Source organism: Bacteroides sp. ET225, from assembly GCF_024733745.1.
Classification (GTDB): Bacteria; Bacteroidota; Bacteroidia; order Bacteroidales; family Bacteroidaceae; genus Phocaeicola; species Phocaeicola excrementipullorum.
On record NZ_JANRHN010000001.1, the window covers coordinates 222285 to 244104 of the forward strand.

A 21820-nucleotide genomic window follows, 5' to 3' on the forward strand; every position below is an offset into this window, starting at 1 on the left:
CTATAAAACCTCAATGCTGTCAATCAAGCACAATCTGTGCAGTATGTGTCCGCCCACGATAAGCTCTCTCCTCATTGAGCGAAGTGAATGTATATGACTGAGATTTGCGGTTCTTTTCTACCGTTACGGTCAATGTGGAAAGATTGCGTGCCGGATCCGAAACAGAAACGTCAAACGCTGTTTCACCCGATTTCTTTATCATCAGTGCACACGGATTGTCCACCGTAATGAGCAGCCCGTCCAGACTTATCTCTCCTTTCTTATAGAATATGGCCTCAACCGTTCCGTCACGAGAGTCACTCACCGCCTGCACATCCGCCGTATTGCTGATAATGTCCACATTACAGTTATACGTTTGCATAGCCGACTTTCCGATGCCAGGAACAAGTATATAAGCATACGTAGCCGGAGCCTCAGCTGTAGGGTTCTCGTGATTAATCCAGATAGTGCATACATCCTCGCTTACAGCATTCTTGCTCTGCGATTCGTTGATGTCGAACCATGAGCCGGAACGGCTTCCTTTCGTTATGTTTACTTTCTGTTCAACAGGGAAGAAATAACCTACATTCCGATGCCAGATATAATCTACAGGCTGATCTGTAACATCGGAAGCGACCATTGTTTCCGCTCCTCCGACAGAATATACCGCATCTCCCTCTGCAAGGCATTGTTCAACCGCCGTATTGATCGGATCTGACATCGCAGCCTGAATATCGCTTCCCAGACATACGATACGGCCATCAAGGAAGAAATATCCCTTGCGCGCTGACATATCCAGCCCGTCATTCTTATAAATGGAGCGGAATCCGGCCAGTCCGGTCTTTCCGTCGGACAATCCTCCGCAGAAGTCGGCTTCTCCCCGTACGCCCCATTCGGCAGCCAAAGGTATTTCGCTAACCTGCGGACAAGTGACTCCTGGCACACGTGTCCAGTTCCACACAGGAAAGATATTGTAATATTCATCCCCTTCTACACCCAGCGAAAGCGAACCGTCGCTCATAAAATATCCTTTCAGATTCTCCAGATTACCGTTCTCGCAACGGGAAGTACGGTTAGACGAAAGACGCAATCCCACAGAATAGTCAGGACCTTGATAAGCAAGATAGTCACCAATATAATGATAGACAAGGCGGCCGGACTGAGAAGTGTAATCCGCACTTCCGTTCAGCAGAGCAATTCCCTGCTCGTAATCAGCCGCATGCTCCGGATCAATCTGTTTCAATTTTTCCAAAGTGCGGGTAAAGGTAGTACAATTGAGCGCATTTGCACGGCTCACGCTTCTTCCCACGACGTTGAAAAACTGTACATGTCCGCGAATACTCGGAAGATAAGTGTCGCACACGAAGCTATGGAGCGTACGCAACTGGTTAGCCGTGGGAGGATAGTCAGTACCTACAGTATAAGTTGCCAAACGAGTCACCCCACTAAGCATTACAGGAGCATAACCTCCGATGTAAAGCTGTGCTCCGTGCTGGAAGTAAGAATAGTCGTATTGTACTCCTTCCTCACCCGGATTCACCTGATCTAACGGGCGGAATGTATGAAACACTGCATAATCTACTGTTTCCTTATCCGACTGCAAGCATCCGCGATAGAACCAGTGCAGGGCGACATCCGACTTGTTGGCTCCTGTCTGTTCCGACGGGTTTCCCCCATCTTCTACAAACCATTCGAGCAAGTCACTCTCCAAATCTTCAGGAAGAGCTGTTGCTCCATAGCGCATCAATATAAGAAGCACGCATACATCTTGCGGAACGGAAATCTGATTGTGATACCAGTTATCACTTGCAGGACGCACCACATTCCAATAAGTCAGACCGTTTACTATTGCATTATACAAATCCTCGTTGCCATAGAGCGAACTTCCTTCTGTCACATAAGCCTGTACCATCGGTTTGAGCCGGCTCACATGCTGCAAGGGAACCCATTCGGGAGTATAGGCGGTGGAAGAATAGTCTATATCTGAAAACGAACCGTTTTCCGTGATCTGCCCCATCCACTTCTGCGCATTCGCATCGGCTCCCGTGGGAGTAGAAGGAAGGTTTTCATCCTTCACTCTTCCCATCATCTTCTGACACATTTCTACAAAAGCAGGGTCTGGAGTTTCGGGTTCTTCCCCCTCGTCGGGAAGAGGAGTTTCCTGCGTTATAGGGTCTTCATCGCTGCATGAAACAAGCGTCTGCGAAAGTCCGCCCAAAAGAAAGGCAGAGCCGCAGAGGATACACAAATATCTCAATCGCATCATATTCTTTTGTTCTTAAAGTTTTCACTATAAAGTTAATGTTTTTTCCCGGCCCATTTCCCCGGAGATATCAGTACATCTCCGGAAAAATGAGCGGTCAAATTTATTCTTCTGACGGGTCAACTGTTTTCAGGGAAACGTCATCAAGCCAGAAGCTAACCGGTTTTGTATCCTTGCCAACGAAGCTCGACTTGTTCGTGCTGGCATCAGACTCTTCGTACTTCCATACCTCATGCATATAGACACCAACCATAACCAACTGATTTTCCGGAATATCTACATCCACACTATAATAGGTCCATTCCGTTCCGGCTTCTCCTGTCAAGACAGGCCACAAAGTCTTTGCCTGACCGTCTGCTATTGCATTTGTTTTAGTTATTACAAACTGCGTGCCATTTTCATCAATATAAATGCAATCCAACAAATCCGGACATTTGTTATTAGTTGCAAAAGCAAGATTATCTTCCGTGCTTGCAAAAGCGACATAAGCATAAAATGGCGATTTCTCAGTTCGGTCACTCTTAGCATAAAAACCCAAGCGATACTTGCCAGCCGACACATTCTGCATCGGATAACGCAAGAATGTCTGCCATTTATTAGGAGCTGTTGTAGCGTATTTCAAGGAATGCCCTCCATCTTCTTCCACAACTTCCAGCGTTGTATTATTCTTAGGCCCCTTAACCGACCATGTGTTTGCACGAGCGTAAAAATCCGTCCACAAATTATCTTGTACGATTGCCGGCTCCTTCCCTGCATCAAATGCACTTTCAAAACCGCCATTCTTTACAACTTCAACAGGGACGAAGATTTCTTCTTCCTCTTCCTCATCAGGCTCATCACCTGCAAGCTGGTAATAGTTCACATAGTCAATCTTCATCTCAGCAGGAAAAACCGATGTGTCCACGCCCCAGTTTCCACCTTCAGTTCCGCCTACAGCCAAACTGATTGCCAAATAGAAAGGCTGGTCGAAAGGCCATACATCTGCTCCGGCATCCATATCCTCCTTTGCATAGGAAACTACCACATTGTCGTCAATCAGAAGATCCATCTGACGCTTGGTCCATACCAATGAATAAAGATGATACTGTTCGTCCAAGGCATCCATCGCCGTACTTGCCTCCGGCAATGTTTCCAAAGCGCCGCTTTCGGTCTGCGAAGTATGGAAGGCAGACTTTACCGTAGAATGCGCCGCGTCATCACCCCATACATATTCCATCAAATCAATAGCCGCATATTCACCCGGGAACTCATCGGTAGCCGGAAGCAGACGGATGGAGGGCCACAAGCCTCTTCCAACGGGAATCTTTGCTGATATATCGATCCGTCCGCGCTCGAATGAAACTTTGTCGCGCGTAATGACCGATCCCGAAGAATAATCAAAATGATAAGCTCCGCCTGTATAGGCATTCGTTCCGTCATGGGGATCAGCAAATGCTCTCAACACAAGTTTTCCGCTATCCAATTTCACCGCAGACACATCATTGAGATAGTCCTGCAGTTCGCTGTTCCTCTGATATCCCTCTTCGGCTGTCCAGGAAGAAGCGGACGGAAGGCCTTCACCCAAAAAGTCCTCCGACCACACCAGCTGATAGCCCTCGTATACGTTTTCTTTCACATGGGTCACATAAATCCTGTCCATGTTCAAATCATCGTCCTTGCACCCGATAACAAGCGTGCACAGGAACAGTCCGAGAATTATTCTGTTTTTCATACGCTACTTTCTTTTTTATTCCGCAACTTCCCATCCCGGATTCTGGGTGAGATTTCTGTTCACAAACACCTCATTCTGAGGTATCGGATAGAGATACATCTTGTCCTCCCAGGTACGGGTCTGCACCTGTACACGGGTATAAGCGTTGTTCAGTTTTTCAATACCATAGATGTTACGCACCACCTCACCTATTTTCCACCGGCGGATGTCCCAGAAACGATGGTCTTCGAAAGCCAGTTCAATGCGTCTTTCCTTTCGCACCTTTTCACGGAACTCCGCCTGGCCGGAAGCCACTACCGCAGGCATTCCTGCTGCCGCACGCACTTCATTAAGTGCCTGACGCGCAGACTTCACACAATACTCATCCGTATAGTCCGGACCCTGCCATTCGTTCATTGCTTCTGCATAGTTGAGCAACACTTCCGCATAACGGTAACCCGGATAATGGTGATATTTCTTCACGGGCGTAACAGGATCGAGCGATACATTCTCGTTCATCAGTTTTTTCAGATAATATCCCGTCAGAGTTCCTCCATCTATCGAAGCACTATTCCTTCCGCCTGCAAGTGGTTCAACCGGCACACCCATCCAAGTCATCCCGTCACCGATAACAGTCAGATACAGACGAGGGTCGCGAGTGGGATTGCCTGCATTGTCATAATACATGTTCGCCACATGCGAAGGATTGTTCCAGTCGAACGGTGTGCCATCCTTCATCTCAAAATCATCTACCAGGTTCTGTGTCGGAGTTGTTCCTCCTTCAGCCCCCTCAAATCCTATAGGCATATTGTTCGCCTCGAACGTGTTGTCCTCATTGTTTTCCGTCCAGAAAATCAGCTGCGGACTGTTCAGCACAATGTTTCCTCCTTCTGCATTGTAAAGCGGGTCGGAAGCAATGGAAGGCAGGGAATATTTGCCCAGCCCAATGACATCGTACGCAGCCTTGGCCGCCGCCTCCCATTTTGCGGAAGCGTCGCCCGTTCCGGCAAAGAGCGGACTTGCCGCATACAGCAATGCGCGAGCACGGATAGCTAATGCAGCCCCGCGGGTCACACGCCCTGTTTCATTAAAGAAGTCCGCCTGGTCTAAAGGCAATTCCGGCGCCACGGCCGCACATTCTTCAGCAACAAAGGCTATCACATCCTGAAAAGATGTTTTTGTAACCGAATTTATCTCATCAAGAGAATAAGTGCGAGTAAGCAAAGGCACATCTCCGTAACGTTTGGCCAGTTCAAAATAATACAGCGCACGCAAGACTCTCACTTCATGCTTGTACATCTCGGTCTTTGCCAGATTGTCTTCATAGTTGGGATCCCACTCAAAACGTTTCAGATTGTCCTCCGAATAATTTTCAAGAAACGAATTGGCATCATGAATCACCCCATAATACGTTCCCCACTTGTCATCTACCAGATTGATAGGACTCCAGGCATTCGAATAAATCTTATATACGGCATTGCTGCTCCAAGTGTATACAGCATTGTCCGTAGCCGATTCGCGAAGTGCATTACTGATCACTCCATAATCTTCCGGAACCTCACGGTAAACAGCCGAAGCCAGCCGGGTAACATTGTTAAAGTAGCCGTAAGCGTCCGACTTGTCCATTCCCTGCGACTCATCAAAATCGAGATAGTTGCAGGAAACGAGGCCGACGGAAGACATCAGTATATAAATCAATTGTTTTCTTAACATAGCATTGTTCTTTAGAAGTTAATGTTCAATCCGAAATAGACGGAAGTCATATCGGGATAGTTTATCGTCAGGTCCTCGCAGTTCATATACTTTATATGATCGATCGAGAACAGATTATTGGCTCTGACATATACCTGGCATTTATCCATTTTCATCGCTTTAGCCCACTTGTCCGGCAAATTGTAATAGATATTCAGGTTGCGCAGCTTAAAATAAGAACCGTTTTCAAGCCACTGCGTACTGTTGCGGAAATTGTTCGCATTGTCAAGCGTTGTCAGACGAGGCACCGTAGCAATATCCTTTGTGTCTTCGGTCCAGCGTATATTGTCTTCCAGATACCACTGTGTCAAATTACTGTTACCATTGCGCATGGGCCAATATACACTCCGCACATTAAGCATCTTGCTGAACTGGCCTACTCCCTGAAATACCATGTCCATTCCAAAGCCACGATACTCAAATCCAAGGTTGATGCCATAATAGATTCCCGGAACCGTAGTAGAGTATCCGATAGGCACAACATCATAGTCATCAATGCGTCCGTCACCGTTCTGGTCCTTGTATTTGATATCACCAGGACGCACATCTGAGAACAGTTGCGAAGGACTGTTGTTGATGTCCTCCCAATCATTAAAGTAACCGATAGCCTCCAGTCCATAGCACTGGCCCACGCGGTCACCTTTCTTAGAAAGATAGTCGTAGGGCTGGTATCCTTCTCCATTTTCTTCTACCTCAGTCTTCAGCCAGGAGAATGTACCTCCCACATAATAATTGAAATCACGTCCGGCCTTGTCCGCCCATTTTACGCCCAGGTCAATGCCTTTCGCATTCATTTGTCCAATGTTCTGCTGGGGAATTCCGGTTCCGATTACGGCTGAATACATGTTGGTCCCGTCTACAAGCATATCCTTTCTCTTGTCATAATAACCGTCGAAAGTTAACGACAGGCGATTGTTCAGCATACCCAAATCCAAGCCTACATTATATTTGTCAGACATCTCAATAGTCAGATCTGTTATCGGAAGCGTTCCTGCGATTATTCCTCCGAAACCCACTGGCGGATTCTGGAACTGTGCACCTCCCGCGGTAATCCAGAAGCGTTCGTCCAAGTCATATGCAATGTCATCGTTTCCGGAACGTCCCCATGAAGCACGCAACTTCAGAAAGTCAAATACAGACTGGTTCTTCATAAAGTTTTCATTGGAGATTATCCAACCGGCAGATACCGCAGGATAAGTGCGGAACTTATCTCCATCACTCAGCACACTGGTGCCGCTACGGTTCACCACAACATCAAGCATATACTTTCCAGCATAATTATATCCTCCTGTAAAGATATACGACTGACGCTTGCGTGTATTGTTGCGTCCCATAGGAGTATAAGACTCCTGACGGTATTGCAAAGTTCCGGTCACACCATGCAAGCCGAACGCACGATCATAACCAACCTTCGCATCAATTACCAGACGGATGAACTGGCTGTTCAGCCCAGTGTTCGATACAGACAAGGCACTGTTATCACCCCTCACCTCTTTGCGGGACGTATAATCGCCGGTAGCCGGCAAACGGACTGGTGTATTGATTTCATAATCATAGTTCTTGCTTCCTGTTTCCTGAAACACTGCATCATTATCGTATGCAATCCCGACTTCAGCCTTCAGCCCTTCTGTCCACATCGACAAATCCTGAAGAATCCGCAAGTCAGATTGCAGCAGGCGGCGGTTTGTCTTATAATATCCCACATCCGCAATCTGCGCAATGGGATTCTTTCCGAACATCTCATCGCCTCCCCATAAATTCGTAGTCGTACGGATAGGAAATGCCGATGCTGGCGTGTGATACAGAGATGCATAAATATTCTCTTCCGTAATGTTCGGACGATTCTCTTCACGCAACAGTCCGAACATAGATAAAGCCACCTTCGTATACCGGGTTACATCAACATCCAGATTCATCCGCACGTTCAGATCATATTTACGCATCTGCGAATTATAACGTTCCGTAAATGATTTGCTCCATGATTTGCTTAAGATGCCATAATCATTCTTGTAGTTGATCAGTGTATAATAGCGCAGTTTGTCACCTCCTCCGCGGAAAGAAATATTGAACTGATTGTTTACCGAATGCTTGCGTTGTGCAGCATCCAGCCAGTCCACGTTAGGATACAAGTCCGGGTTAGATCCATTACGGAAAGCGGTAAGAGCGGCCTGGTCATATTGCAAAGTCAATCCGTCATAATACAAAGCCTCGTTCTTCATCAGGGCATATGTATAACCGTCTACAAATTCCGGCTCATTGACAGGAATTCCCATGCCGTATGTATAGCTTACATCAATATCACGCTCCTTATATTGTCCGCGTTTCGTTGTCACCATAATTACTCCGCTGGCACCTCTTGTTCCCCAAAGCGCTGTAGCCGCTCCATCTTTCAATACGGATACGCTTTCTATTTCCAGCGAATTCAGATATTCCAGATTACGGGGAATCCCATCAACAACAATAAGAGGTGACCGCCCCATCTGACCATGAATGGACAAACTGGCCCCTCCACTTGAATAGCTTGTATTCTGCTGTACAGTCAGTCCCGGAATCAATCCGTATAAGGCATTGCTTATGTCTGGGGTAGAATTCCTCCAGATATCTTCTCCTGACAGGGTCGCAATCGACTGTGTCTGGTTTTCCGCTGTACGTAAGACTCCCCGGTTCTCAATGGCCGCATCCCGTGATTCAAGACTGACATTCACCACAGGCGAATCAATCCACACACGTTTGCTGCGACAATCCGCATAAACCACTTCTATATAATCACCCTGCTCGGCCTCGATTGCAAAGGCACCGTCCTGATCTGTCAGAACGCTCTTACCCGGATTCCCGACAACAGAAACCACTGCTCCCAATACGGGAAGTTCCCGACTGTCTTTCACGGTTCCGGTTATGGTATGCTGAGCCGCCGCCGACAACGATACGGCTGCAAAACTCAAAGCCAATATATAATTCTTTCTCATTGTTACTATCTTTTATTTATCATTCATTCTTACCATCCGGGATTCTGAACCAACCCGTACTTCTTGTTGATTTCCTCCAGCGGAATCGGACACAGATAATAGCGGTTACTCCATTCCTCAACCCACACCCGACGGTTTTCCATACCTTCCTTGATTTCATAACGGAAATGACGCTGTTTCACCGGCTTCTTGCTGTCATCCGGATCCAGATAATCCGGATAAATCTCAAGCCTCCGCAAAGGCACGTCCAAATAATCCTTATGTTTCCAACGGACAATATCGTAATAACGCACCTCTTCATAGCCGAATTCCAAAGCACGTTCTTTCAAAATCGCTTCACGCAGGGCTTCTCCCGGAGCGGCCCTTTCCGGAGTCAACGGCCACATATCCACACGGCCCCGCACCAGATTGACATAATCATAAGCTGTACGTCCGAACTCATCCCGCTGCTCTGCAATGCCCAACTCATTCATAGCCTCAGCAATATTCAAATAAACCTCAGGAAGACGCATCAACGGACACTGATAAAACTTGTTCTGCAACTCATTCAACTGATCCTGCACGTGCTTGCGCATAGCAAAGCCTGTATATCCCTGAGCAGCCCAGCGCCAGTTCTGTCCTCCCCCCATAAACTTTGGCTGTTCGCGACCTCCCTGATAGATTTCAGCCTCACGAGCCCAAAACTTGTCGCCGTTCAGAACCACTGTTTCGTACAGACGGGGATCACGCAACTCGTTTCCATCCGCATCAAAGAAAGGATAGTCACGATGATCGGGATTGTCCCAGCTGAACTCCGTTCCGTCTTTCATCTGGAACATATCCACATAGTTCAAAGTCGGCGTACAAACCAAATAACGAACCTGATTTATGGCATTTCCATTCAAGTCCCATCTGATCCAGCGGTGGCTGGAGATAAGTACTTCCTTATTATAACGTTCAAAATAACCGGTATAAAAGTCATTCCGGGGATTCCCTGTATCAACCAGCTTGTAGAACTCTCCATTTTCCTGATTCTTGCGGAGAAAATCCAGTCCGGCATCCAAAGCATCCTGCCAGCGGGCATTATCCTGATTTCCCCACCATACATAATGCTTGTCGGCAGCTTCCCCTGCCATATAAGGTTCATTACTGTTGAACAGCGGACTAGCAGCAAAAAGCAGCAGACGCGATTTCAAGGCCAAAGCTCCTGCGGCCGTCATACGCCCGTCATCGGCAGCACTGACACTCCAAGGCAGCAGTTCGGCCGCCTCATCGATCAGCGCACAAATTTTCTGGACAGCCTCCTCCACCGTCATCCGTTCCATATTCATGTCATCATCCGGCTTATAGGCATGATCAACCCAAGGCATACCGCCCAAGTTACGGAACATCTGTACATAATGATAGGCAATGATCATCTTCGCCTCTCCTTTGCGTATGCGTTTCTCTTCTTCGGTCATGTCCGGCACCCGGTCAACATTCTCCAAGAAGATATAAGCCTGACGAATGCCATACGTGGCCGAGAACTCGCCATGCTCCTCATTGTACATCATGGAATAAGCACTTCCTGTTGATTCAGAAGATGTCAGCGTACCCTTGTGGTATAGTGAACCTCCCGCCTTGTTATGGTCCGCCAAATCCGTTATTGATTCCAGCACACCCCAATTCAAACGGTTGTTATGCGGCATAAAGTCAGGCAACGAATGATAGACCTGATTCAAAGCCTGCTCAGCATATACCTTCTTGGCATAAACGCTGTCTATGTTCATTTCATCGCTTATCGGCTTTTCCAGAAACTTGTCACCGAACTTAAAGTCCTCGCAACTCATAAAGGCCAGAGAAGCCAACAAGGAATATCCTATTATATGTTTTTTCATAATCGTATCATTTAAAAAGTTAAGTTGACACCGAAGTTGAATATCTTAACCACCGGATAAGTATCACCATACAGGTCCGGATTCGATTCCGGATCCATAATGCCAAACTTGTCGAATGTCAGCAGATTATAGGCAGTAAATTTCAATCCCAACTGGCTGATGCCGATTTTCTTCAATCCGGAATATCCGGTAAAATTATAGCCTACTGTCAGATTCTTCAGCTTTAGATACGAACCGTCCTTCACCCACAGCGTGGAAGTTGCAGAGTTATGGCTGGAACTGTTAAAAGAAAAACGGGGCTGTGTTGCCGTAGCAGCCGTTTCGGGCGTCCAGCGGTTATCTACCTGATACTGCATCAGACCGCGTGACTCATTGTTGAACGGCTTGCGGAAATGGTCAGCCAGCAGAAGCGAACGCTCGGCTGTTCCCGTCCAGTTCATGGAGAAGAAAAAGCCTTTATAGCTTGCCCCAAAGTTCAGACCGAACGTATAGTTCGGATTTTCCGAGAAACCGATTTTCGTGATATCATGCTCCACATCAATCGAACCGTCGTTGTTCAGGTCCTTGTATTTGGCATCGCCCGGATATACGGGAACCGTAGGCCTGGGCAAACCCTCTTTCAGTTCTCCGTCAGCCGTAAAGTCATCTTCAGAATAAAAACCTTCGGCTACATAACCAAATATAGAGCCGACCGGCTGTCCGGTATGCCACATATAAGGTTCATTCGGTTCCACCTCATCCTGAAACACGATTTCATTTTCCGAATGAGAAACGTTCGCATTAATATAATAATCGAAGTTTTCGTTCACCCGCTCAGACCAGCCGATTTCAATTTCATAACCTTTGTTGTTCACTTTACCCATATTCACCACCGGCAGCAGATCAGAGGTCAAAGCAGTCATCCCCGGAATAGTCTGACGAGAGATCAAGATGTCTTTTCTACTCTCACGAAAAACATCCACCTTCACTTTTAAGCGGTTTTTCAAGAAATTCATGTCAACTCCATAATTCTGCTTCAAAGCCGTTTCCCAAGTCACATCAGGATTACCCAGACGGCTTTCAACCGCTCCCTTCAATGCAGTGGAGTTGTTCAAGCCGAAATTATAGCCCCAATGGTAGTTTTTCCAACTGCTGTCTACACTGCCCAACTGGTCAACCTTATAACTGTCTGGCAGATACAGGTAACGGGCATTGCTCATGTTATCATTACCGACCAAACCGACCGATGCACGTATCTTCAGAAAATCGAGGAAATGCAGATTCTTCATAAACTTCTCCTCACTCACGATCCATCCCAAAGAAAAGGCGGGGAACGTACCGAAACGCTTGTCAGGAGCAAAGTTCTCGGAACCGTTATAACCGATATTGAACTCTGCCAGATAACGCGACTTATAATCATAAGTGACACGGCCAACCAAACCTACATATGCCGTAGGCAACCACGCCCATTGGGAAGGATAATATTTCTTGTCCTGGTTATACAGAAGCAGCGCGCTTACATTGTGGTCGCCGAACTTGCGCGCATAGCGGATGCTGGCTTCAAAGTACCAATTTCGTCCGCGTGAAACCGATTCCGCATAGTTTAACTTCTCGGAAAACTCACCAGAAGTAGGAACAGTAACCAAATAAACGATGTTCTTGTTAAAGCCTGGATCGGCAGGAGACAGTCCAGAACCGTCCAGTTCCGACTGATAATAAGCTTCTACAGATTCAATCTTCCCTTCGCGTCTTTTCGTGTAAGTATAGTCCGTATTATAGGCACCTTTCACTTCAACCGACAATCCCTTGGTCAAAAAATCAAGATTCTGCACAAGATGAAGGTCCAGATTCATCGTGTTGGATATACTCTGATGATATCCCCTTCCATAATATTCACCGATAGGATTGGACATCTTGATATTCTGGAATCTTTGAGGAGTTACGATCACGTCCCCGTCAATGACACCTGCAGAAGCGAATGGTTGTGACCAGTTGATTGATTTCCACAACGAGCTGTTGTTTGTCGGCTGCAACTTGTCGCCAACAATACCACCAATACCTATTTTCAATGTTGTGGATTTTGACAAATCCAGATCGAGATTGGCACGATAGTTATAGCGGTTATACTTATACCCCAAATTCTCTTGGCCAAAATCCTTGAACAGACCGTCCTGATACAGATAACCCAATGAAATGAAGTAGCGCGCCCGGTCCGTACCTCCCGAAATGTTCAGATTGTGCTGGGTCTGTATGGCCGCGTTGTTCGTCATATACTCGCGCCAATTGATATTCGGATAAATCAGAGGCTCGTCCCCCAAACGGAAACGTTCCAATGCATAGTCGTTAAACTCAAAGTTCTCCGTTCGTCCGTCATTCTTCTGCAATTCATTGTACATGGTCGCATAAGTATAGCTGTCTGCCATCTCCAATGTACGTGTAACCATCTGCACACCGACCGAAGAGTTTACCGATATTTTGGCCTTACCTTCCTTACCGCGACGGGTGGTGACCAGAATCACACCGTTTGCACCTCTCACTCCGAATACAGCGGTAGCCGAAGCATCCTTCAGAACGGTAAGGGTTTCGATTTCATTCGGATCCATTTGGAAGAAACTGCGTTCCACACCGTCCACCAGCACCAAAGGTGAAGCTCCGCTCTCAGTCAGCGATCCGATACCGCGGACGAACAGTTTAGGATCTTCCGCACCGGGCTGACCGCTGGTCTGCACAGAAGAAAGTCCTGTAATCTTTCCGGCCAACGCATTGGCCACACTAGCATTCGGCGACTGAATCAGATCGTCCGTACTGACAGAAGCAATGGCTCCCGTAAGCGTTTCTTTCTTCTGTACGCCATAGGCCACTACCGCCACCTCATCCAAGGCAACAGAAGATTCGGACATTGTTACGCTTACCGTCTTCCGGCCCCGCAAAGCTATCTCCTGTGTTTCATACCCCAAATAAGACACAACGAGCACGTCCTTTTTCAAATCGTTTACCGTAACCTGAAACATACCGTCCAAGTCTGTAATTGCTCCCAAAGAAGTGCCCTTTACTTTTACCGAGGCTCCAATGACCGGCTCGCCCGCTCCATCCAGCACCTTCCCGCTGACTGTAGCCTGCCCGAATGAATAAACAGCTGAGCACAGCATCAGCAGCAAGACACACAGACGAAGCTTGTACCTGCATTTTTCTTTTGGTTCATTCATAACATTTTGATTTTAAAAGTGATTAATTTTAAGGTTATCCTGAAACTGTTCTCCATACACTTAAGGTGAGTGCTTTTCTTATTATTTGTAAACAAATATAAAAGGAGAAAAACAAAAGGGACCGAGCGATACATACAAAAAGAGGTGCATAAACAGACATCACCGGCAAACAGACTCCTGCATGTACGAATAATGCACCTCCGCACACAAATAATACACCTTCGGCAACTGCTTCAGAACGGCAATTATCAGGTACAAACCGGGCGGAATATTCTAATCCCACTCATTCATCGATTGCCCTCGAGGATTTTTTGAGTTCCACGGCACACGTTACGGTTCACGTACCCGGACCGTAAAGTCCAAGTGCAGGAATATAGAATATAAAAGCATACCGGCAAATTGGGTACGGGACTAAAGAAGATTGTCCGCCTTATTTGTTATAGAATTTTTTTATTATATTTGCAACCTAAATAAGCACAACTTTTTCTGAAAACTATGAAATACAACTTTTTTATCCATATAATTCTGTGCTTCACCCTTTTTACAGCCGGACTGACGAGAAGCCAGGCACAGCATCTCTCATTTGGACATATAGACAAAAGCGACGGCTTATCCAACTATTCCGTTACTTCCATTTATCAGGACAAAAGAGGACTTATGTGGTTCGGCACAGCCAATGGAATCAATCTCTACAACGGAAACAGCATCAAGACATACCAAAAAAGCAGGAGCATTTCCAACGGTCCTTGCGACAACCATGTCAAATATATTGTCGGGAACAAAGAAGACTGCATATTCTTCGGAACGATGACCGGGGTTTCCGCTTACGACTTAAATAAGGAAAAGTTCTCCACCATCTTCGGAGAAGGAGCCGACTGCCTGATCTTTAATAAATTTCTATACCTAGCTCACAAAAACCGGATATTCAGATACGACGGACATGAATTCAAACCATTCCGCGAACTTCCGCAGGAATGTCACATCAGTTCCTTATCCATAAAAGAAGACTCCATGCTCGTCGGAACGAAGCAGAACGGACTCTATCTTTTCCATCATAAGAAGCTCATCCACCTCATCCCCCAAGGAAATGTGACAAGCATTTTCTGCGACAGCTATGGAACTTGTTGGATAACCAACAGCAGGGACGGTTCAGGAATCTATATTATACAAAATGGAAAAATCCGCAATATAAAGAACTATAAAGGCAAGCCCAATATCCTGAGTTCTAACTTTACCCATTGCTGCTGTGAGGATAAACAAGGCAACATATGGATAGGAACCATCAACGGCCTGACTCTTTACGACAGAGAGAAAAACAAATTCGTATGCTACACTCCGGCAACATCCGGAAAAGGACTCAGTTATCCGTCCATATGGAGCCTTTATTGTGATGTTCAAGGTACAATCTGGGCCGGCACATTTTATGGGGGTATAAATTACTTCAACCCGCAAGAACAACAACCCTACCACGAATACCACATAAGCATCCAAGAAAAGAACGGACTTAGCTCAGGGGTTATCTGCCGGATGACTGAGGACAACGAAAACAATCTATGGATATGCACAGAAGGAGGAGGACTCAACAAATATAACCGCAAGTCGCACACGTTCAAATGGTTCCGGAAGGAAGACAATTTTCTTAGCGTTTCAAGCAACAACATAAAAGCTATCTACTATGACTCCTTGCGCCAAGAATTGTACCTCGGAACGCATCTGGGTGGCCTGAACAAGCTCAATCTACGAAACGGGAAGTTTACACATTTCCGCCATAACGCAAACAATCCCAGATCTATATCCTCCGACATTGTGCTTGACATCATTCCGTACAAGAATCATCTGCTGCTTGCCACACACAACGGGATAAACATCTTTCATCCGGGAAGCGGCCAATGCAGACCGCTGATCAGCAACAAACAAGACAGAATGGTAACGATGTCACCATCTCAACTGCTTTTAGATAAGACCGGTCTTTTATGGATTGTAAATATACGCGACGGAGTATGCACATACAATACCGAAAGTAAAAAATTGCTCCATTATAAGCACGATGACAAAACAGCTCAAAGCATCAGCAGCAACCTCATCAATTCCATCTTTGAAGACAGCAGGCAAAGAATATGGCTATGCACCAACGACAACGGCATTGACATGTACCACCGCTCAAACAATTCTTTTGAAAATTTCAATTCCGCAAAAAACGGCTTGCTCAGTGATGTCGTATATAATATTTGCGAGCTAGCTCCAGACAGCCTGCTCATGACTACCGACAAAGGCATTTCAATCTTTGACTGCCGGTCTCAGACATGCACCAACTATGCCAATATTCCACTGGACTTTCTGAAAAGCAACGCACTTTACCGAAGCAAAGACGGAGAAATTTTCATCGGGGGTGTATCCGGCATGATTTCATTCCGACCGAACAGCCTCGAAGAACCGTCCGGAACATATAATTTGTTTCCGGACCGTCTGATTGTCAATGACCAAGAAATAGCAGTGGACGACCCAAGCGGCATCCTGTCGGCCAACCTCTCAAATACAGACAAAATAACTCTCAATGCAAAACAGAACCTTTTCCAAATAGGCTATGCGATAACCAATTACCTTCCGTTCAACGAAGACGTAATCTACTATCGGCTAGAAGGATTTTCCAACCAATGGAATCTCATGAACGAACAGCGCATCGTAACATATAGCAATCTCAGCCCAGGAACATATACACTAATAGCCAAAGCACAAGATAAATCGGGGAAGACCACCGCAGAAAGCCAGCTCAAAATACAAGTGCTTCCCCCTTTCTACCGGAGCTTCTGGGCATACCTGATCTATACATTCTGCATTACGGCTACCGTATTCTGGTTGCTCAGGGTCTACAAGCACCGGATCAAACTGCAAGAGATGCTCAAATACGAACAACAGCATACGGATGATGTCGAAAAACTGACGCAAAGCAAACTGCGCTTCTTTACCAACATATCGCACGAATTCCGAACTCCGCTGACACTTATAATCAGTCAAATGGAAATCATCCTGCACATGCAGTCCTTCAGCCCGAATCTGCACAACAAGCTGAAAAGTGTATACAAAAACAGCCTTCAGCTCAAAGAACTTATTGACGAACTGCTGGATTTCCGCAAACAAGAACAAGGACACATGTACATCAAAGTAAAAGAACACAATATTGTCAAATTCTTATATACGACCTTTCTTGCATTTCAAGAATATGCTTCCCAGAAAAAGATTACATTCGATTTCCAGAAAACATGCGACAGTATTCTTTGCTGGTATGACGAGAAACAAATGCGGAAAGTTTTCAACAATCTTTTGTCAAACGCCTTTAAACACACACCGGAAGGCGGACGCATTACAGTTTCAATAAAGAAAAGGAATCAAGAAATACTCATTGAGGTAACAGACAATGGGGACGGAATACGTCCTGAAGACATAGAGAAGATTTTCGACAGATTTTATCAAACAGAACATTTATCTCCTTTTTCATCGGGAACGGGCATCGGGCTGGCCCTCACGAAGGGAATCATCGAACTTCACCACGGACACATTGAAGTGTTCAGTGAACCGGAAGAAGGAAGCACTTTCTGCATACACCTGAAAAACGGAAATGCACATTTCACCCCAGAAGAATTGGACAACGGAACACCGGAAAACTATGCAGTGGAACAAACAGCGACTACTGATCCGGAGCAGAAACCGCTCGCTGTATTGCCTGCTAAGGAAAAAGCGACAGATTATCCGAATGCGAAACCATACAAAATGCTGGTGGTAGAAGACAATGATTCCCTGCGACAGATGCTGGATAATGTATTCAATCCTTTTTACGAAATCATAACGGCAAAAAACGGGAAAGAAGCACTTGAAATGGTAAAGTCTGACCATCCCGACATCGTAATCAGCGATGTTCTCATGCCTATGATGTCAGGCACCCAGCTTTGCCAAGCCATAAAGCGGGACATAGAAACCTGCCATATTCCCGTCGTCTTGCTCACGGCTCAAACTTCTCCTGAGCACACGATTGCCGGATTCAGATACGGAGCAGACGATTATATAACCAAACCGTTCAACGTGAATGTATTGTTATCGCGCTGCAACAGCCTTGTCAATAACCGTATCATGACAAGGGAGCATTTCAGCAAAGAACCGTATACAGCTCCTAGAATCTTAGGAACCAGCGAATCGGAAGACTTATTCCTGAAACAACTGACAGAAATGATCGAACAGCACATCGATGATCCTGACTTTAAAGTGAATGCACTGACCGAAAAAATGAACATGGCGAGAACAAAGCTATATACCAGACTCAAATTGATAACAGGAGAAACCCCCTCCGAGTTTATCATGTCCCTGCGCCTGAAGAAAGCAGCGGATATGCTGGTTTCACAACCGCAACTGACCATATCCGAGGTTGCCGACCGGTTGGGATTCAGTACCCCCCGATACTTCAGCAAATGTTTCAAAGAGAAATACCACATAATTCCACAAGAGTTCCGCAAGATACAGTCGGAGAAATGACCCTTCATTTTACATGACAGAGGGCACAAAATATATACACGCAACATAAAAAGGATGTGTCAGCAAAGAGTAAAATAGAGTTTATATCGAATAATCTTTGACTTATCTTTGTGGTCTAAAAAGTTCAATTGATGTATTACGACAAGATTTGCTACCGTCATAGCCAGGTGCTTGCTGCGACAGGATTAACTCCTGTTGAGTTTGATGCCTTGCTAATAACTTTCAAGTACCATTGGGATGAATATTACAGCCATTTTACCTTGGAAGGCAAAGTGCGCCAGCGTATATCTTACAACAGGAAGACCAGTGTGTTGCCTCTGATTCAGGACAAAATGTTCTTCATACTGGTATATCTGAAGGCCAATCCCCTTCAGGAACTCCATGCCATTCAGTTTGAGATGATCCAGCCCCAGGCCAACAGATGGATTCACCTTCTTTCGGAGATTCTCCGGCGCACATTGAAAACGCTCGGTGAATTGCCGGACCGTAACTCCAAACGTCTGATACACATTCTTCAGGGATGCGAAGAAGTCTTGTTGGACGGAACCGAGCGGCCTGTTCAACGCCCTTTGGATGAAGACTGGCAGTCTGTGCTATAGTGGCAAAAAAACTCATAGCATAAAGAATAACCTGCTATGTACCAACAATCTTAGGATTGTATGGCTGAGCTCCACATACGAAGGCCACGTCCATGACAAAAAGATTTGTGATGAAGAGCCTCTTCTACTCCCCAAAGGCATCAGACTCTGGCAAGATACAGGTTCCATCGGACACAGACCGGATGGGGTTGAAACATGCATGCCCAAGAAGAAACCTAAAGGAAAAGAGCTTGCTACTGTTGAAAAACAAGGGAACAGGCGGATTTCCGGAACCAGGATTAAAGTGGAGCATGTCATAGGTGGTATGGAAAGATGCCGTATTATCTTTTTTGTTGAAGAAACGGCAAGATGCTTCTTATATCCCGCCGTTTCCCATTCACATGGAAACACTTGTTTCCACAAATCTCACTCCACAAACATAATCTTGGCCGGATCGCGCGGCTTGGCTGCGGGAGCCTCGTCCGGATAACCGAAAGCTATGCAATAGAGCAATTCGTAACCATCGGGAATATTCAGCCGCTTCAGATAATCAGCAGCTTCAGGTTCTGTCTGCATGAAACGGACGGGAGAGCCCAAGCAGCAGGAGCCGATTCCCATTGACCAGGCTGAAAGCACCATATTCTCACCTAACAGCCCACAGTCTATCTGCGACATGCCATACGACTTGTCACTGGCAATAAATACCACAGTAGGCGCATTTCGGAACATATTCTTGAACGAAGAGTCATCGGCAACCTTCGGATTCTTTTTCTTGTAAATCTCTGTAATTCCATTGATATACTCGGGATTGTCAACCACACGGATTGCCCACGACTGCTTGTTCTGCCCATTTGGAGCATTGATTCCACAATTCAAGATTATTTGCATAGTGTCGCGACCAACAGGCTGAGGCTTATACTGCCGGATACTGCGCCGCGCCATAATTGTTTCAATCACTTGATTGTCCGTACTGTCCTGCACGTTTTCGGTTGCAGGCAAATTTTGCTGGCTGTTTCCCCCGCATGCAATAAAAGGAAGAAGCAATGCAGCCATCGCCACTGTCTTCAGTTTTTTCATAGGCTCACACATTTATTAGTTTCACCGCAAATATACCTAAGTTTGCCAAAGATGAAAATTTAAATTCCGCGTAAAGCCAAACTTTAACAATTGAAAAGGATCCTTCACCCACAAAATGCAGGTATTGACTTGAACGAAACAGCAGCAACTCCCAAGCGTTGCACTTCCTGTCTAAGAATTCCCCAAACAAGAAACAACAAAGAAGGTGTGTCAAAAAGCACACCTTCTTTTTTTCGTTAGCCATAAAATCGGTTCATGTACTATAAGCTGCGATATTTTGTGGCTTTCTCTGATTTATGTGTCTCCAACATCTGAATATGGCGGCGGCAAGCCCATAAAGCAGTTCAGTCAGCCGGCCAATACATTCTTTTTCCATCTTTGCACACATCTTTTTTATATTGAAGGCAATGGCAAAGAAGGAAAAGTCCATGAAGACCTTGTCCTTCCCAAAATGGCGGAAACGCTTGTAGTTCATGTTGTTTTTCATTTGTCCAAACACAGCTTCCGGTTCTATGCATCTCTGCCCCCTGTGTTTCAGACCTTCCCCGGAGCAGAGCAGCCCTTTGGCTTTCTGCCTGTATCTCCTGAGCCTGTGATTCAGTTCAATCATCCTGTTCCCCTTTGCTTTAAGGCATCGGCATCTCAGCGGGCATCCCTCACATCTGACGGCCCTGTACCTGGCATTTTCGCTGACATATCCGGATGCGGTTTTCACGCGTTTGGTCCCTGTCCTCCGCATCTTTTGTCCCATGGGACAGATGCAGAAGTCATGCTCTTCATTGCAGTGGAAGTTTTCTGCCTTGAACGGGTCCGGATTGAATCTCGGCCGCTGTTCCATGTGAAAGCGGCTGTATTTGACGTAGGCTTCCGTGCTGTTTTCTTCCATGAAGCGGTAATTCTCCTCAGAACCGTACCCTGAATCGGCGACCACCGTATGGGCAGGCCTGCCATATCTGTTTAAGAAAGACTGCAGGAAAGGTATCATGGTCAGTGATCCGTAGGGTTGGGGAAGAGTGCAAAATCGGTAATGAACTGGCTCTCGGTACCGATCTGAAGGTTGTAGCCGGGCTTCGTCTGACCGTTGCGCATGGCATCCTCCTTCATCCTCATAAAAGTGGCGTCCTTGTCGGTCTTTGAATAGGAGTTCCGCTCTTGCAGGGTATTCAGATGATTGTCGTATTCCTGCAGCTTGTCCCTGTGGCTTTCCAGTTCTTTCAGCTGCCTGCGTGTCTTTTTCAGCGCGGCCTTTCCCTCTTGGGTGGAAGGTTCGGGAACCTGTTCAAGCGCACTGCGCAATTCTCCCGCCATTTCGGTCAGCATGGCCGGAGTGAACGCTATTTCCTCATCGCTTTCCGATGAGTTCTCCTGGGCGATGGCATCGTCTATCTGTTCCAACAGGACGTGGATCTTCTTCATCAGGCGTTCACGGTTCCGCTCAACCGTTTTTCTCCAGACGAACGTGTACTTGTTGGCCTTGGATTCAATCTTTGTCCCGTCAATGTCATTCCACGTTCAGGCTGATGAAGCCCCTGGAAGAGAGCAGAAGTACAACCTGGGTGACACTTCGTTGATTTCCTTCTTCACCCGGTTGCGGAAACGGTTGATAGTAATGAAGTCCGGTTTCTCGTATCCGGCCAGCCAAATATAATGGATGTCACGGTGAAGGAGGCTTTCTATTTTCCGGCAGGAGTAGATGTTGTTCATGTAGGCATACAGAATGACCTTGAGCATCATTCGGGGATGATAAGGGCTGCGCCCGCCTTCCTTGTATAACTTCCTGAAACTTTCAAGGTTCAGGCTTTCAACCAGAGCGTTAACCATACGCACCGGATCGTTTTCTGCAATATCCTCATCTATTCTTTTGGGAAAAAGCACTGTCTAGTTGGAATTGTAAGGACGAAAATGTATCTTTGTCATAGTGAAATTTGTTATACTTAAAGATACAAAATC

General features: G+C 46.2%; 10 protein-coding genes and 1 pseudogene. 3 read left to right on the forward strand and 8 right to left on the reverse strand.

Going from position 1 to position 21820, the window contains the following annotated elements; all coding sequences use genetic code 11:
• Window positions 1-19: 19 nt before the first annotated feature.
• The 6 genes from NW212_RS01005 to NW212_RS01030 form a co-directional block, all read right to left on the reverse strand.
• Window positions 20-2245 carry a polysaccharide lyase 8 family protein gene (locus tag NW212_RS01005; protein ID WP_258336785.1) on the reverse strand — a complete coding sequence of 742 codons (2226 nt, stop codon included), beginning with the start codon at window positions 2243-2245 and terminating at the stop codon, window positions 20-22.
• 100 nt (window positions 2246-2345) lie between these two features.
• Window positions 2346-3953: a glycoside hydrolase family 16 protein gene (locus tag NW212_RS01010; RefSeq protein ID WP_258336786.1), complete on the reverse strand. Its 1608-nt coding sequence runs from the start codon at window positions 3951-3953 to the stop codon at window positions 2346-2348.
• Between the two features lie 15 nt (window positions 3954-3968).
• Window positions 3969-5645, reverse strand: a complete 1677-nt coding sequence (locus NW212_RS01015; protein WP_258336787.1) for a RagB/SusD family nutrient uptake outer membrane protein — start codon at window positions 5643-5645, stop codon at window positions 3969-3971.
• 11 nt (window positions 5646-5656) lie between these two features.
• Window positions 5657-8650 (reverse strand): SusC/RagA family TonB-linked outer membrane protein, encoded by a 2994-nt coding sequence (locus NW212_RS01020; RefSeq protein WP_258336788.1) that lies wholly within the window; start codon window positions 8648-8650, stop codon window positions 5657-5659.
• 29 nt (window positions 8651-8679) lie between these two features.
• Entirely contained in the window at window positions 8680-10506 is a 1827-nt protein-coding gene (locus tag NW212_RS01025) for a RagB/SusD family nutrient uptake outer membrane protein (RefSeq protein ID WP_258336789.1), read from the reverse strand.
• 11 nt (window positions 10507-10517) lie between these two features.
• Window positions 10518-13691, reverse strand: a complete 3174-nt coding sequence (locus NW212_RS01030) for a TonB-dependent receptor (RefSeq protein ID WP_258336790.1) — start codon at window positions 13689-13691, stop codon at window positions 10518-10520.
• A gap of 495 nt (window positions 13692-14186) precedes the next feature.
• Here NW212_RS01030 and NW212_RS01035 point away from each other — a divergent pair, with 495 nt between their 5' ends.
• The 3 genes from NW212_RS01035 (at window position 14187) to NW212_RS15330 (ending at window position 19283) form a co-directional block, all read left to right on the forward strand.
• Window positions 14187-18215, forward strand: coding sequence for a two-component regulator propeller domain-containing protein (locus tag NW212_RS01035; RefSeq protein ID WP_258336791.1), 4029 nt, complete (start codon window positions 14187-14189; stop codon window positions 18213-18215).
• Window positions 18216-18346: 131 nt separating this feature from the next.
• On the forward strand, window positions 18347-18814 hold the full coding sequence (locus NW212_RS01040) for a transposase family protein (RefSeq protein ID WP_258336792.1): 468 nt from the start codon (window positions 18347-18349) through the stop codon (window positions 18812-18814).
• Window positions 18789-19283, forward strand: coding sequence for a transposase family protein (locus NW212_RS15330; protein ID WP_375337927.1), 495 nt, complete (start codon window positions 18789-18791; stop codon window positions 19281-19283). Before NW212_RS01040 ends, NW212_RS15330 begins: the two co-directional genes overlap by 26 nt.
• On the opposite strand, the gene NW212_RS01045 is transcribed toward NW212_RS15330, so the two are convergent.
• Both NW212_RS01045 and NW212_RS01050 read right to left on the reverse strand, forming a co-directional pair.
• Entirely contained in the window at window positions 19220-19870 is a 651-nt protein-coding gene (locus NW212_RS01045) for a nitroreductase (protein WP_258336793.1), read from the reverse strand. The two genes, NW212_RS15330 and NW212_RS01045, sit on opposite strands and share 64 nt — an antisense overlap.
• Before the next feature lie 253 nt (window positions 19871-20123).
• Window positions 20124-21745 (reverse strand): annotated as a pseudogene (locus tag NW212_RS01050) (IS1182 family transposase).
• Window positions 21746-21820: the final 75 nt, after the last annotated feature.